15 protein-coding genes are annotated in these 14,617 nt (G+C 69.6%); 8 read left to right on the forward strand and 7 right to left on the reverse strand.

The window, feature by feature from the left end; translation table 11 throughout:
* The first annotated feature begins 50 nt into the window (after positions 1 to 50).
* Complete coding sequence (locus ACFY1J_RS10220) at positions 51 to 2,573, forward strand: FHA domain-containing protein (protein WP_390711267.1); 2,523 nt, start codon at positions 51 to 53, stop codon at positions 2,571 to 2,573.
* A gap of 82 nt (positions 2,574 to 2,655) precedes the next feature.
* On the opposite strand, the gene ACFY1J_RS10225 is transcribed toward ACFY1J_RS10220, so the two are convergent.
* The 3 genes from ACFY1J_RS10225 to ACFY1J_RS10235 form a co-directional block, all read right to left on the reverse strand.
* A complete protein-coding gene (locus ACFY1J_RS10225; RefSeq protein ID WP_390711266.1) occupies positions 2,656 to 3,396 on the reverse strand; it encodes a transglycosylase SLT domain-containing protein in 741 nt (246 codons plus the stop codon).
* Positions 3,397 to 3,695: 299 nt separating this feature from the next.
* The gene (locus ACFY1J_RS10230; protein ID WP_390711265.1) at positions 3,696 to 4,781 is read right to left on the reverse strand and encodes an S-adenosylmethionine:tRNA ribosyltransferase-isomerase; all 1,086 of its coding nucleotides are present in this window, start codon (positions 4,779 to 4,781) and stop codon (positions 3,696 to 3,698) included.
* The gene (locus ACFY1J_RS10235; RefSeq protein ID WP_390711264.1) at positions 4,778 to 5,473 is read right to left on the reverse strand and encodes an SDR family NAD(P)-dependent oxidoreductase; all 696 of its coding nucleotides are present in this window, start codon (positions 5,471 to 5,473) and stop codon (positions 4,778 to 4,780) included. The genes ACFY1J_RS10230 and ACFY1J_RS10235 overlap by 4 nt, the downstream gene beginning before the upstream one ends.
* 227 nt (positions 5,474 to 5,700) lie before the next feature.
* On the opposite strand from ACFY1J_RS10235, the gene ACFY1J_RS10240 reads away from it, so the two are divergent.
* The 3 genes from ACFY1J_RS10240 (at position 5,701) to ACFY1J_RS10250 (ending at position 7,839) form a co-directional block, all read left to right on the forward strand.
* The gene (locus ACFY1J_RS10240; protein WP_390711263.1) at positions 5,701 to 6,846 is read left to right on the forward strand and encodes a GAF domain-containing sensor histidine kinase; all 1,146 of its coding nucleotides are present in this window, start codon (positions 5,701 to 5,703) and stop codon (positions 6,844 to 6,846) included.
* Complete coding sequence (locus ACFY1J_RS10245) at positions 6,839 to 7,480, forward strand: response regulator (RefSeq protein ID WP_390711262.1); 642 nt, start codon at positions 6,839 to 6,841, stop codon at positions 7,478 to 7,480. Before ACFY1J_RS10240 ends, ACFY1J_RS10245 begins: the two co-directional genes overlap by 8 nt.
* Positions 7,481 to 7,593: 113 nt before the next feature.
* Positions 7,594 to 7,839 (forward strand): chaplin, encoded by a 246-nt coding sequence (locus ACFY1J_RS10250; RefSeq protein ID WP_263207162.1) that lies wholly within the window; start codon positions 7,594 to 7,596, stop codon positions 7,837 to 7,839.
* An 83-nt stretch (positions 7,840 to 7,922) separates the two neighbouring features.
* On the opposite strand, the gene ACFY1J_RS10255 is transcribed toward ACFY1J_RS10250, so the two are convergent.
* Entirely contained in the window at positions 7,923 to 8,708 is a 786-nt protein-coding gene (locus ACFY1J_RS10255) for a hypothetical protein (protein WP_390711261.1), read from the reverse strand.
* Positions 8,709 to 8,858: 150 nt separating this feature from the next.
* Here ACFY1J_RS10255 and ACFY1J_RS10260 point away from each other — a divergent pair, with 150 nt between their 5' ends.
* The 3 genes from ACFY1J_RS10260 (at position 8,859) to ACFY1J_RS10270 (ending at position 11,226) form a co-directional block, all read left to right on the forward strand.
* On the forward strand, positions 8,859 to 9,656 hold the full coding sequence (locus tag ACFY1J_RS10260) for an ABC transporter ATP-binding protein (RefSeq protein ID WP_390711260.1): 798 nt from the start codon (positions 8,859 to 8,861) through the stop codon (positions 9,654 to 9,656).
* Positions 9,657 to 9,706: 50 nt separating this feature from the next.
* Positions 9,707 to 10,138: an NfeD family protein gene (locus tag ACFY1J_RS10265; protein WP_390711259.1), complete on the forward strand. Its 432-nt coding sequence runs from the start codon at positions 9,707 to 9,709 to the stop codon at positions 10,136 to 10,138.
* Positions 10,139 to 10,269: 131 nt separating this feature from the next.
* On the forward strand, positions 10,270 to 11,226 hold the full coding sequence (locus ACFY1J_RS10270) for an SPFH domain-containing protein (protein WP_390711258.1): 957 nt from the start codon (positions 10,270 to 10,272) through the stop codon (positions 11,224 to 11,226).
* 62 nt (positions 11,227 to 11,288) lie between these two features.
* Here ACFY1J_RS10270 and ACFY1J_RS10275 read toward each other — a convergent pair whose 3' ends face one another.
* The 3 genes from ACFY1J_RS10275 to ACFY1J_RS10285 form a co-directional block, all read right to left on the reverse strand.
* Positions 11,289 to 11,795: an HNH endonuclease gene (locus tag ACFY1J_RS10275; protein WP_390711257.1), complete on the reverse strand. Its 507-nt coding sequence runs from the start codon at positions 11,793 to 11,795 to the stop codon at positions 11,289 to 11,291.
* Positions 11,796 to 11,960: 165 nt separating this feature from the next.
* A complete protein-coding gene (locus ACFY1J_RS10280; protein ID WP_390711256.1) occupies positions 11,961 to 12,500 on the reverse strand; it encodes a YbhB/YbcL family Raf kinase inhibitor-like protein in 540 nt (179 codons plus the stop codon).
* Positions 12,501 to 12,540: 40 nt separating this feature from the next.
* Positions 12,541 to 13,323 (reverse strand): sporulation protein, encoded by a 783-nt coding sequence (locus ACFY1J_RS10285; protein ID WP_390711255.1) that lies wholly within the window; start codon positions 13,321 to 13,323, stop codon positions 12,541 to 12,543.
* Positions 13,324 to 13,460: 137 nt separating this feature from the next.
* Between ACFY1J_RS10285 and ACFY1J_RS10290 the strand changes: the two genes are divergently transcribed.
* On the forward strand, positions 13,461 to 14,102 hold the full coding sequence (locus ACFY1J_RS10290) for a DNA-3-methyladenine glycosylase (RefSeq protein ID WP_390711254.1): 642 nt from the start codon (positions 13,461 to 13,463) through the stop codon (positions 14,100 to 14,102).
* The last annotated feature ends 515 nt before the right edge of the window (positions 14,103 to 14,617 follow it).

Consider the following 14,617-nt stretch of genomic DNA (forward strand, 5'->3'; position numbering starts at 1 on the left):
TTCGACATCCCTAGACTCCCTGTGATGGGGGTAACTCGGGGGACAACTCAGTGGGGCATGGAGTGCCGGAACTCGTACTGGAATCAAACGGACGGACCTGGACGCTCGATTCGTCCAGGTCCTACACACTCGGACGCGATCCGCAGGGAGACATCGTGTTCGACGACGCCAGGGTCTCCTGGCGTCACGCCACGGTCAGCTTCAACGGACGCAGTTGGGTCATCGAGGACCACGGCAGCACCAACGGCACGTTCGTGCAGGGGCAGCGGATCGGTCAGCTGGAGATCGGCCCAGGAACCGCCGTGCACCTCGGCAACGCGACCGACGGACCGCGACTGAACCTGTCCGGTGCCGCTGCCGCCCAGCAGCCGCAGCAGGCCGCGCCGTACGCCGCGCAGGGCGCGAGCGCCGGCTGGGCCCAGCAGGCCCCGCCGCCGCAGCAGGCCCCGCAGGCCGGTTGGCAGCAGCCGCCGCAGGCCGCGCCGATCCCGCAGCAGCAGGGCGCGCAGCAGGTGCCCGGTGGTGGCGCGGGGGCGCCGCCGGTCTACGGCGACCGCAGCCCGACCACGTTCCACCAGTTCTCGCTGGGCCGCGTGATGCGCATCGGCCGTGCGCTGGAGAACGAGCTGGTCGTCTCCGACCTCCAGGTCTCCCGGCACCACGCCGAGTTCCACGCGACGCCCGACGGCCGCTTCGAGATCCGTGACCTGGGCTCGCACAACGGCACGTACGTCAACGGCCAGCCGATCGCCAAGGGCGGCTCGCAGCTGCTGGGCCCGACCGACATCGTCGGCGTCGGCCACTCCACGTTCCGTATCGTCGGCGACCGGCTGGAAGAGTTCGTCGACACCGGTGAGGTCTCCTTCTCCGCGCGCCATCTGACCGTCACGGTCGACGGCGGCAAGCAGATCCTGAAGGACGTCTCCTTCGGCGTCCCGGAGAAGTCGCTGATCGCGGTCATCGGCCCGTCCGGCTCCGGCAAGTCGACGCTGCTGAAGGCGCTCACCGGTTACCGGCCCGCCAACCAGGGCGAGGTCCTCTACGACAACCGGAACCTGTACAAGCAGTTCGCCGAGCTGCGCCAGCGCATCGGTCTGGTCCCGCAGGACGACATCCTGCACAAGGAGCTGACCGTCAAGAAGGCCCTCAAGTACGCGGCCAAGCTGCGCTTCCCGGCCGACACCACGCCCGCCGAGCGCGAGTCCCGCATAGACGAGGTGCTGCGCGAGCTGAAGCTCGACATCCACAAGGAGAAGAAGGTCACCTCCCTCTCCGGCGGCCAGCGCAAGCGTGTCTCGGTGGCTCTGGAGCTGCTCACCAAGCCGTCGCTGATCTTCCTCGACGAGCCCACCTCGGGCCTCGACCCGGGCATGGACCGCGATGTCATGCAGCTGCTGCGCGGCCTGGCCGACGACGGCCGTACGGTCCTCGTCGTCACCCACTCCGTGGCCGAGCTGGCGATCTGCGACAAGCTGCTCGTGATGGCGCCGGGTGGCTCGGTGGCCTACTTCGGCCCGCCGGAGGAGGCGCTGAACTTCTTCGGCTACGACACCTGGGCCGATGTCTTCTCCGCCTTCGAGAACTACCGCGACTACGACTGGGCGGGCCGCTGGAAGGGCTCGCAGCACTACCAGATGTACGCCGCGGACATCGACGCCGTTGCGCCGCAGGCCGTACAGATGCCTCCGATGCAGGCGATGAAGCCGCCGAAGCCGCAGGGCTGGATGTCGCAGTTCGTCACGCTGGTGCGCCGCTATGTGTCGGTGATCGCGTCCGACAAGGGCTTCCTCGCCCTGATGGTGATCCTGCCGGCCGTGCTCGGCGCGGTGAGCCTGCTCATCGACGCCGACAAGGGCCTGCTGCCCAACCCGGCGAATCCGCAGACCGGCCGGATCATCCCGAACGGCACGGCCACCACGGTCCTGCTGATCCTCGCGGTGGGCGCCTGCTTCGCGGGTGCCGCGAACTCGGTCCGTGAGCTGATCAAGGAACGTGTGATCTACGAGCGGGAGCGAGCGACCGGCCTGTCCCGTTCGGCGTATCTGATGTCCAAGGTGTTCGTGCTCGGCATGATCACCGTGTTCCAGGGCCTGCTGGTCGGTGTGATCGGCTTCACCAGCCGTGAGATCCCGAAGGAGGGCCTGGTCCTCGGCAGCGCGACGATCGTCGAGCTGTCCGTGCCGATCATGGCGCTCGGCTTCACCTCGATGATGTTCGGCCTGATCATCTCCTCGCTGGTGAAGACGGCCGAGAAGACCATGCCGCTGCTGGTCATGTTCGCGATCATCCAGGTCGTGTTCACGGGCTGTCTGTTCACCCTGCACGGCTCGATCGGCGTCAACGAGTTCTCGTATCTGATGCCGTCCCGCTGGGCGGTCGCCGCGGCCGGTGCCACGCTGGACTTCAACAAGATCAGCCCGCCCAAGGACGGCGCGGGCACCGACCCGCTGTGGGACCACACCGTCGGCGCCTGGGGCCTGGACATGGCCGCCCTGATCGCCCTCGGCGTGATCTGCGGCTTCTTCGTGGCCCGCTTCCTGCGCCGCCACGAGCCCGAGGTCATGCGCAAGTAACCGCGCGCGTACGACGCCGAAGGGCGGCACCCCGGCTGGGGGTGCCGCCCTTCGGCGTACGCGAGAAGAGGTCCGCGCGGCCTCAGTACGCGCTGTTGACGTTGTCCATCGAGCCGTACTTGTCGGCGGCGTAGTTGCAGGCGGCCGTGATGTTGGCGACCGGGTCGTAGATGTTCCACGAGGTGCCGGGCACGTGGTACGCCTTGAAGGTCGGCGGGATGACCTGGAGCAGGCCCTTCGACGGGATGCCGTTGATGGCGTTGATGTCCCAGCCGTTGATGGCCATCGGGTTGCCGGAGGACTCCCGCATGATGTTGCGGTGCAGGCCGCTGTACGAGCCCGGGATGCCCTTGGCCTTCATGATGTCCAGGGACTCCCGGATCCAGCCGTCCAGGTTGTTGGGGTAGGACTTCGCGGGCTTGGCCGCGGCGCGCTCGACGGACCGGCTCGCGGCCTGCTTGGCGGCGCGCTCCTGGGCGGCCTTCTTGGCGGCCTCGGCGACGGCCTTCGCCTTGGCGGCGGTCTCGGCCTGCTTCTTGACGAGCGCGTCGGCGACGGCCTTCTTCTGCCCCGCGATCTCCTGGATCTTGACCGTCTCGGTGGCGAGCTGGTCGGTGACCGTGCCCTTGACGTCCTTGATCTGCTCGGTGCTGTACGCCACCCGGGCCTGGGCGGAGGGAGCCCCGGTCGTGATCGTCTCGGCGCTGCTGGGAACCGCCGAGAAGGCGATGGCGGCGGTACCGAGGGCGGCGACGCCGGCGATCGCGATCTTGTGGTGCTTGGTCAGGCGATGACTGAGACGAGTGTTGGTGTTCTTGAGCATGGCAGATCGACCTCTTCGAATAGCGCGGAGTCGCCTTCTGTCCGACGGGGGAACCGGGTCCGGCCCGTACGAACGCCGCGGGGCGAAACCCACGGCGTCCGGCGACAGGAGCAATTCTTAGCGGCCGCAAAATCGCCTGGCAAAGGTGTGACGTACGACCCTGGATAGTAGATCAGGGAAGGACAAAACGGGACAGACTGGAGCGTCTGCCCCGTTCGGGACGTGTCGGTATATCTCCTATGTCCGTTCGTACGTGATCCGCACCCTATGCGCGGGCTCACACTGCGGGCGATGAATCCTCACCGAAAGTTGCCAAAGCAACGCTCTGTGTCAGGGTTCTCCTCCGGCAGGATGAGATGCACGTCGCCGAACTCGTGCCACAGATAGAGCCCGCGCCGCGCCTCCTCGTACGCGCGGTCGACCACCGCCCGCCCCGCGATCGCCTCCAGCATCAGCAGATGCGAGGCCTCCGGCTCGTGCAGCCCGGTCAGCAGCCCGTCGACCACCCGCACCCCGCGCTCGGGCGTCACCACGAGATCGGTCCACCCCTCGATCGCCCGCACCGTCCCGTCCGCCCCGGCCGCCGACTCCACGGCCCGTACCGCCGTCGTACCGACCGCGACCACCCGGCCGTCCCAGGCCCGCACGTCATTGATCAGCCGCGCGGACGCCACGGACACCGCGTACCGCTCCGGATACGGCGGCTCGTGCGCCTCCGCCGACGCCACCCCGGTGTGCAGCGTGACCGGCGCGAACCGCACACCCCGGCTCACCAGCTCCGTCACCAGCCGCGGTGTGAAGGGCCGGGCGGCACTCGGCATCTCCGCACTGCCCGCCCCGTCGGCCGACGGCAGCGCGAACACCGTCTGGTACACGGACAACGGCTGGTCCCGCTCCGTATAGGAGTAGCGAATGGGCCGCCCGTGCTCCCGCAGCAGCCCGAGGACGTCCGCCCCGGCCACGCGTGCCCACCACAGCCGCTCACCCCGCGCGCTCAGCGGCTCCTCCAGTACCAGCCCCGCACCCCCGGGAAGCCGCACCTCTGTACCCGCGGGCCCGCCCGCACGCGCGCGCGTGGTCCCCCTACTGTCCGGATCCCGCAGCTCGACGGCCCACCGCCCGTCGTCCCCGAGCGTGGAGAAGTGCACCACCACGCGCGCGTGCCCGATCCGCCCGTCCACCGCGGCGGCCAGCGTGGGCGAGGTGTTCACCACCAGCAGGTCCCCGGCCCGCAGCAGCCGCGGCAGCTCCGCGAACACGTGGTGCGACACCTCGGCCCCGCGCGACACCAACAGCCGTACGGCATCCCGCCCCAGACCCGGCCCGCGCTGCTCGGCGGGCACCCGCGCCGACAACTCCTCCGGCACCCCCGGCGCCAGTGTCATCGCCCCTCCAGCAGGGACGGCGCCCCATAGCGGCCGCTCGCCGGACGCTCGTCCAGCAGCCGCAGGAAGGCGGGCACCACATGTGCCGGCTCCGGCCGCGGACCGTCGTCGTCCGGTACGGCCGCCGCATACAGCTCCGTGGCCATGTCCCCGGGGTCGACCGCCCACACCCGCAGCCGTGGCTCCTCCTCGGCGAGCACCGCCGCGAGCTGGTCCAGGGCCGCCTTGGACGCCCCGTAGCCGCCCCAGGTCTCGTACGCCTCGGCGGCCGCGTCCGAGCTGACCGCGACCACCGCGCCCGCCGGCGACTCCCGCAGCAGCGGCAGCGCCTCCTGGACCAGGCCCAGCGCCGCCACCACATTCACCTCCAGCGCCCGCCGCAGGCCCTCCAGAGGCAGCTCCGCCAGCCGCACCAGCGGCTCGGCGCCCAGCGCGCTCGCGTTGTTCACCAGCAGATCGACACCGCCCAGCTGCCACGCCGCCGCCACCAGCTCCGCCCGGTGCCCGGCGTCCGTGACGTCCCCGGGCAGCGCCTCGACCCGCGCGCCGCGGGCGGCCACGGCCGCGGCCGTGGCCGTGAGCGCGTCGGCGCCCCGGGCGTCGAGCACCAGATCCCAGCCGTGCGCGGCCAGCGCCTCGGCGAGCGCCCGTCCCAGCCCCTTCGAGGCCCCCGTGATGATCGCTACCGGCATGACAACCGTCCCCTCTGCCGCGCCGACCTCCGATCGGCGGTGGCTTCAACCTAGGAACGGCACCGACCCGGCCGCCTCGGACGCGGGCCGCAAATGAGCGCGGTCCTTCGCCCTAAGCCGCACGTCCGGGGCCGGAGACCTACGTCATGCGGACCAGGACCACCGGCCCAGGTCCGGCCGCCACAGGTCCGATCCGCACTGTCACACCCCGCCGGTACCGTGAGGTCATGAGTCAAGGCCCCCGGTCCGGCCTCGCCGCGGTGAGTTCCGCGCTGCTGGCCATGAGCAGGCACCTGGAGGTGCGCGACGTCCTCAAGACGATCGTCGCCTCGGCCCGCGAGCTGCTCGACGCGCAGTACGCCGCCCTCGGCGTCCCGGACGACCACGGCGGGTTCGCCCAGTTCGTCGTCGACGGGGTCAGCGACGAACAGTGGAAGGCCATCGGCCCGCTCCCGCGTCAGCACGGCATCCTCGCCGCGATGCTCCAGGAGGCCCGCCCGGAGCGCCTCGCCGATGTGCGCAAGGACCCCCGCTTCGAGGGCTGGCCGGCCGCCCACCCCGAGATGTCCGACTTCATCGGCCTGCCGATCCGCGACGGCGACGAGATCATCGGCGCGCTGTTCCTGGCGAACAAGCGCTGTCCCAAGGCCGAGGGAAGCTGCGGCTTCACACAGGAGGACGAGGAACTGCTGGCCATCCTCGCCCAGCACGCCGCGATCGCCCTCACCAACGCCCGCCTGTACGAGCGCAGCCGCGAGCTGACGATCTCCGAGGAGCGCTCCCGGCTCGCCCACGAACTGCACGACGCGGTGAGCCAGAAGCTGTTCTCCCTGCGTCTGACGGCACAGGCGGCCGTGGCTCTGGTCGACCGCGACCCCTCCCGCGCCAAGGGCGAGCTGCACCAGGTGGCCCGGCTCGCCGCCGAGGCCGCCGACGAACTGCGCGCCGCCGTGGTGGAGTTGCGCCCCGCCGCCCTCGAAGAGGACGGCCTGGTCGCCACCCTGCGCACCCAGATCCAGGTCCTCGACCGCGCCCACAGCGCGCGCGTGTCCTTCGCCTCCAGCGGCTTCCGCGCCCTGCCCGCCGCACAGGAGGAGGCGCTGCTGCGCGTCGCCCAGGAGGCCCTGCACAACGCCCTGCGGCACTCCGGGGCACAGCATGTGGACGTCACCCTCGGCCGCCGCGCCTGCGGAGCCGTCCTGCGCGTCACCGACGACGGCAGAGGCTTCGAGCCGAAGTCGATCCGCCGCGCGGGACGCCATCTGGGACTGGTCTCCATGCGGGACCGGGCCGGCGGGGTGGGCGGCTCGCTCACGGTGGAGTCCACGCCCGGCAAGGGCACCACGATCGAGATGGAGGTCCCCGGTGGCTGACGCAATCAGGGTGCTGCTCGTCGACGACCACCAGGTCGTCCGCCGCGGTCTGCGCACCTTCCTGGAGGTGCAGGACGACATCGAGGTCGTGGGCGAGGCGGCCGACGGCACCGAAGGGGTCGCCCGCGCCGAGGAACTGAAGCCCGACGTGGTCCTCATGGACGTCAAGATGCCGGGCATGGACGGCATCGACGCGCTGCGCAGACTCCGCGAACTCGACAACCCCGCGCGCGTGCTCATCGTCACCAGCTTCACCGAGCAGCGCACGGTGGTCCCGGCCCTGCGCGCGGGCGCCGCCGGATACGTCTACAAGGACGTGGACCCCGACGCGCTGGCCGGCGCCATCCGCTCGGTGCACGCCGGGCACATCCTCCTCCAGCCGGAGGTGGCCGGCGCGCTGCTCTCCCAGGAGGACGCCAACTCGGGCCAGAGCAGGGGAGGTTCACTCACCGAGCGGGAGCGCGAGGTGCTGGGCCTGATAGCGGACGGCCGCTCCAACCGCGAGATCGCCCGCGCCCTCGTCCTGTCCGAGAAGACCGTCAAGACGCACGTCTCGAACATCCTGATGAAACTCGACCTCGCGGACCGGACCCAGGCGGCGCTGTGGGCCGTTCGTCACGGTGTGACAGGGTGAGATTCATACCGTCGGGGGAATGTCACCCGGACGGCGCACCCTCCGGCGATCTCCGCCGTTCTCCAGTGCGTGCCGCGGCGACTGCCGCGGTGATCGCCAAGGAGGGGTTGAAAGTGAAGAACCTGAAGAAGGCAGCGGCCGTGACCATGGTGGCCGGGGGCCTGCTGGCGGCCGGTGCCGGAATGGCCTCCGCCACGAACGGCTCCTGGGCCGGCGGCGAGGCCAAGGGCTCCCCGGGCGTCGTCTCGGGCAACGTCGTCCAGGCCCCGGTGCACGTCCCGGTGAACGTGGTGGGCAACAGCGTGAACGTCATCGGCGCCCTGAACCCGGCCTTCGGCAACGTGGGCCTCAACCACTGAGCCCACCCGCGCGGACCTCCGGCCTCCCGACACCTCACCGGGAGGCCGGTCACTCATCGGCGCCGGTCACCACCGGCCGCCGCTCACCGCCCCCGTTCCCGCTCCTCCACAACGGAGTTGTAAGCCGCGACCTGTGCCCGCCGTGCCGTCCGCTCCACCGGCCGCAGTGCGGCCCCCCGCGACGCCATCTCCGACGCGCTCACCGCGCCCCCGTGGCCGTTCTCATGGGCCAGGGAAATCAGTAGCCCCACCCGCTGAGCCAGCTCCAACACCCGCACCGCCCGCGGCGGATACCCCGGCGCCAGCACCTCGTTCCCCCGCTCGGCCCGCGCGCGGTACGCATCGATCGCCGCCTCCGCCACCGGACCCGACCCCGCGACGTCCAGCCGCGAGAGCACCGCCGTCGCGTCCCGCAGGGCCTCCGCCAGCTCCCGCTCGGCCTCGCCCAGCGACGGCACATCGGCAGGCGGCGCCTCCCGCACCGGCAGACAGTGCCAGACCACCTCGGCATGCACATCACCGGCGGGCCCGGCCTCGTACAACTCGGGCACCAGCCCGAACGCGGCGCCGTGGCAGATCACCGCCTCCTCGGCCTCCAGCGCCCGCGCGTTGAACTCCGGCGGCCCGCTCAGCCCCAGCGGATGCCCCGGCGCGGGCAGCGCGACCCGCAGCCCGGTCGCCCCGAGCGACCGCAGCCGCCCCAGCGCGAGCGTGAGCCCGACCGGCGCCGACTCACCCGGCAGCCCCTCCACCCGATGCGCCGCGTCGTCGCCGACGATGGCGAGTACGGCGTCATCCGGCGAGACAAGTCCGGCCAATAGGGCATTTCCCCAAGCGGCGAGGCGTCCTGAACGCGGTTCCGAGAGCATGCCCCCACCCTAAGGACCGGACCGATGGAATGGACCGCGCCACCGGTGGCGTAGATTTCGTAGGGGCTGCGCCCACCGGCGCGGCGGACCGAGCCACAGGCGTACGCGACAGCCGAGACCGGCCACACTGCAAGGGGAGACAACGCGCTCATGAGCGATGTTCTGGAGCTTCAGGACGTATCCGTGGTCCGCGAGGGCCGGGCTCTGGTGGACCAGGTCTCCTGGTCGGTGAAGGAGGGCGAGCGCTGGGTCATCCTCGGCCCCAACGGCGCCGGCAAGACCACCCTCCTGAACGTCGCCTCCAGCTACCTCTACCCCAGCAAGGGCACCGCCACCATCCTCGGCGAGACCCTCGGCACGCCCGGCACCGACGTCTTCGAGCTGCGCCCCCGCATCGGCGTGGCCGGCATCGCCATGGCCGACAAGCTCCCCAAGCGCCAGACCGTCCTGGAGACCGTGCTGACCGCCGCCTACGGCATGACCGCGCACTGGCACGAGGACTACGAGGAGGTCGACGAGCAGCGTGCCCGCGCCTTCCTCGACCGCCTCGGCATGAGCGACTACCTGGAGCGCAAGTTCGGCACGCTCTCCGAGGGCGAGCGCAAGCGCACCCTCATCGCCCGCGCCCTGATGACCGACCCCGAGCTGCTCCTGCTCGACGAGCCGGCCGCCGGCCTCGACCTCGGCGGCCGCGAGGACCTGGTCCGCCGCCTCGGCCGCCTCGCCCGCGACCCGATCGCCCCCTCCATGATCATGGTCACCCACCATGTCGAGGAGATCGCCCCCGGCTTCACCCACGTCCTCATGCTCCGTCAGGGCAAGGTCCTCGCCGCGGGCCCGCTGGAGCTCGAACTGACCTCGCGCAACCTCTCCCTCTGCTTCGGCCTCCCGCTCGTCGTGGAGCAGGTCGGCGACCGCTGGACCGCTCAGGGCCTGCCGCTGTCCTGACCCCCTTTGCGCCCTGTCCGCGGCACCGTCCGCGGCTCTAACATGACCATGTGAACGACATCGACGCGTGGGTGTGGTGGCTCGTCGGCGCTGCGGCGCTCGGAATCCCGCTCGTGATCACGGCGATGCCGGAGTTCGGCATGTTCGCCGTGGGTGCCGTCGCGGCCGCGGCCGTCGCGGGCCTCGGCTTCGACATCGTGGTCCAAGTACTCGCCTTCGTGGTCGTCTCGGTCGCGCTCATCGCCGTCGTACGGCCCATCGCGGCCCGGCACAGCGCCCAACGCCCCCAACTCGCCACAGGCGTGGATGCGTTGAAGGGCAAGCAGGCCGTCGTACTGGAACGCGTCGACGGCTCGGGCGGCCGCATCAAGCTCGCCGGGGAGATCTGGTCGGCCCGTTCGCTCGACCCCGACCGCGCCTACGAAGTGGGGCAGGAAGTCGACGTCGTGGACATCGAGGGGGCAACGGCGATCGTCATCTGACCTCGCAGGACTCAACTGAACCGAACACCCCACGAGTTGTGCGACGGTCTGTCAGACTCGTCCAGCAAGATCTTCAACAGCCATAAGATCTGCCGAAGGCGCCGAGGCGGAGAAGGGTACGGGGAGCCACGATGGAACCGGTCATCATCGTATTGGTCATTCTGGTGGTGTTGGTCTTCATCGCCCTGATCAAGACGATCCAGGTCATCCCACAGGCCAGCGCCGCCATCGTCGAGCGCTTCGGCCGCTACACACGGACACTCAACGCGGGCCTCAACATCGTGGTCCCGTTCATCGACACCATCCGCAACCGCATCGACCTACGCGAACAGGTCGTACCGTTCCCGCCGCAGCCGGTGATCACCCAGGACAACCTGGTCGTGAACATCGACACGGTCATCTACTACCAGGTCACCGACGCCCGCGCGGCCACCTACGAGGTCGCCAGCTACATCCAGGCGATCGAGCAGCTCACCGTCACCACGCTCCGCAACATCATCGGCGGCATGGACCTGGAGCGCACCCTGACCTCCCGCGAGGAGATCAACGCGGCCCTACGCGGCGTGCTCGACGAAGCCACCGGCAAGTGGGGCATCCGCGTCAACCGCGTCGAGCTCAAGGCCATCGAGCCGCCGACCTCCATCCAGGACTCGATGGAGAAGCAGATGCGCGCCGACCGTGACAAGCGCGCCGCGATCCTCACCGCGGAAGGTACGCGCCAGGCGGCCATCCTCACCGCCGAAGGTGAGAAGCAGTCCCAGATCCTGCGCGCCGAGGGTGAGGCCAAGGCCGCCGCCCTGCGCGCCGAGGGCGAGGCCCAGGCCGTCCGCACGGTCTTCGAGGCGATCCACGCCGGCGACCCCGACCAGAAGCTGCTCAGCTACCAGTACCTGCAGATGCTCCCGAAGATCGCCGAGGGCGACGCCAACAAGCTCTGGATCGTCCCCAGCGAGATCGGCGACGCCCTCAAGGGCCTGTCCGGCGCCATGGGCAACTTCGGCCCCCTGGCGGGCGGTTCGGGCGGCGGACCCTCCGTCCCGCAGCAGAACAACGGCAACGACCGCCGCGAGAAGCCGTCGATCGACTGATACACCCGTGAAACGACGAGGGGCTCGCCTTCCCAGGAAGGCGAGCCCCTCTTACATACCAGCTACGCGGCCGACTGGGACAGCCACTCCGGCAGCGCCTCGAAGTCCTCCTGCCCCAGCGCCAGGAGCATCGCGTCCTGCGGCGTCGGCTCGAACGGCTGCCGCAGCAGCGGCATGCCCGCCTGGTCCGGAGTCCGGTCGGCCTTGCGGTGGTTGTCCTCCGCGCACGAGGCGACCGTGTTCAGCCACGAGTCCGCGCCCCCCTGCGCCCGCGGCACCACATGGTCCACGGTCGTCGCCCGCCGCCCGCAGTACGCGCACCGGTGCCGGTCCCGCACCAGCACACCCCGCCTCGACCACGGCGCTTGTCTTCGGAACGGCACCCGTACATACCTGCACAGCCTGATCACCCGGGGCGCGGGTATGTCCACGGCGGCACCCCGCATACGCAGTTCGGGGTGGGCCTGCTCGACGACGGCCTTGTCCTGCAGCACCAGAACGACAGCTCGGTTCAGCGTCACCGTCGACAGCGGCTCGAAGCTCGCGTTCAGCACCAGCGTGTCCCGCATCCAGCCCACCTCCCGTGTGCACCTGCCCACCCCCCGGCGGGCTTGGATCAACTCTGTACGGGCGCGCCGAGATGGACAACGCAATAAAAAATGCCCGCCTCTGATCACTTCCAAGACCGGAGGCGGGCAAACGTTCAATGAACGCTGGGCTGAATCGGCGCCGCGTCAGCCCTCGGCGGGGTTCTCGTACTCACCGATGAGCTGGGCACGCGCGATCGCGTGGAACCGCAGATTGAAACCGACGACGGCCGGAGAAGCGTCGGAATCCGGACCGAGCTTCTCCTGGTCCACCGCGTACACCGTGAAGACGTACCGGTGCGGCCCGTCCCCGGGCGGCGGAGCGGCACCGCCGAAGTCCTTCGACCCGTAGTCGTTGCGCGCGTGCACCGCACCCTCGGGCAGACCCTCGAACTTGCCGCTGCCCGCACCCACCGGCAACTCGGTCACGGAGGCCGGGATGTCGAACAGAACCCAGTGCCAGAAACCGCTGCCGGTCGGGGCGTCCGGGTCGTAGCAGGTCACGGCGAAGCTCTTGGCCTCGGCCGGGAACCCCTCCCACCGCAGCTGCGGGGAGGTGTTGCCGGCCGCGTGGACCTGAGCGTCCTTGAGCCTCGCGTTCGGCTCGACGTCCTCGCTCGTCACCGTGAACGACGGCACGGGCGGGTGGAAGTCATGGGGGAGCGGCCGCCGCTTGAGCTCGGTCACCTCGGTACCTCCTGATCGGTTCCTGCAGTAGGAACCGAGCCTAGAACCAGTTGCGCTTGCTGCCGACCTCGGACAGCCACTGGTTGAGGTATGCCGCCCAGTCGGTCCCGTGGAAGTCGTGCAGACCCACCTGGAAGGACCGGAAGGTGTCCGAGCCCTCGCTGAACAGACCCGGCTTCTTGTCCATTTCCAGGATGACGTCCATGGCCTGCTCGTCCGCCACGAAGCTCAGCTCCACCTGGTTCAGGCCCCGGTACTGCGACGGCGGGTAGAACTCGATCTCCTGGTAGAACGGCAGCCGCTGCCGCGTGCCCCGGATGTGACCGCGCTCCATGTCCGCGTTCTTGAAGCGGAAGCCAAGCTGGATGAACGCGTCCAGGATCGCCTTCTGCGCCGGCAGCGGGTGCACGTTGATGGGGTCCAGGTCACCGGAGTCCACCGCACGGGCGATCTCCAGCTCCGTGGTCACACCGATGTGCATACCGCGCAGCGCCTGCCCGTCGATCATCGTGACCGGCGTCTCCCAGGGGATCTCCAGCCCGAACGGAACGGCGTGCACGGCACCGGCCTGCAGCTGGAAGGCACCACCGAGCCGCACCTTGGTGAACTCGATGTTCTGCTTGTACTCCTCGTCGCCGCTCTCCACCTCGACCCGCGCCTGCAGGCCCACGGACAGCCCCTCGATGTCCTGGTTCACGGACCCGCCCTGGATCCGCACCTCACCCTGGACGACACCGCCCGGAACGACGTTGACCTCGGTCAGCACCGTCTCGACCGAAGCCCCGCCGGCGCCCAGACTCGCGAGCAGCTTCTTGAACCCCATGACTCTCCCTTTACGTATGGATCCCTGATCCCTACAAACGCGATCCGGACGCGGCCGGTTCCGCGCCACACCCTGGCAAGCGGGGGATCCTTTGACCACCCCTTGGCACAGACACGTCTGGACTACGCTCGTACGACATGATCGCGCCCCCGGACCGTACGCCACTGCCCAGGTCGTTCTTCGACCGCCCTGTGCTGGAAGTCGCCCCCGACCTTCTCGGCCGGATCCTCGTACGAAGCACCCCGGACGGCCCGATCGCGGTGCGCCTCACGGAGGTCGAGGCATACGACGGCCCGAACGACCCCGGCTCACACGCCTATCGCGGCCGCACACCCCGCAACGACGTGATGTTCGGTCCGCCCGGACACGTGTACGTCTACTTCACCTATGGCATGTGGCACTGCATGAACCTGGTCTGCGGTCCGGAAGGCTCGGCGAGCGCCGTCCTGCTCCGCGCGGGGGAGGTCGTCGAGGGCGCCGAGCTCGCCCGTAAACGTCGACTCTCGGCCCGAAATGACAAGGAACTGGCCAAAGGACCGGCACGCCTGGCCGCAGCCCTGGACGTGGACCGCGCACTCAGCGGCACGGACGCGTGCGCCTCCGGTGAGACGCCACTGAGGATGCTCACCGGCACCGCGGTGCCCTCCGACCAGGTACGCAACGGCCCCCGCACGGGTGTGGCCGGCGACGGAGGCGTCCACCCCTGGCGTTTCTGGGTCGCCAACGACCCGACGGTGAGCCCCTATCGGGCCCATGTGCCCAGGCGCCGCTCAAGTTGACGCGTCCCTGGAAGGTGCGTAATGTGGCCCGAGCCGCTGAACCGGGTACGGCAATCGCCAGCAGCCGGAGCGGCCAACCCACTACCTGCTACTTCCCCTCGACCGGGGCGAATTTCGGCGTGCCCACATGCCCAAATTCAAGCCCGCGGAACTCGATTATGAGTTGCCGAGAGGATCGGCTAACGTAGTGAATGTCGAAAGGCCGACAGGCGAGAGCCGAAAGCCCCAGACAAATCCCGCCGACCGGGAATCGGACGCCGAAAGGATCTGATAGAGTCGGGAAACACCGAAAGGGAAGCGCCCGGAGGAAAGCCCGAGAGGGTGAGTACAAAGGAAGCGTCCGTTCCTTGAGAACTCAACAGCGTGCCAAAAGTCAACGCCAGATATGTTGATACCCCGTCTACCAGATTGTTCTGGTGGCGAGGTTCCTTTGAAATAACACAGCGAGGACGCTGTGTGCGAGGGGACTATTCCTCCTCTCGCACCGCTCTCGTGTGTGTCGTCCCGATTACGGG

It is taken from the genome of Streptomyces sp. NPDC001406 (assembly GCF_042895285.1).
Lineage (GTDB): Bacteria > Actinomycetota > Actinomycetes > Streptomycetales > Streptomycetaceae > Streptomyces.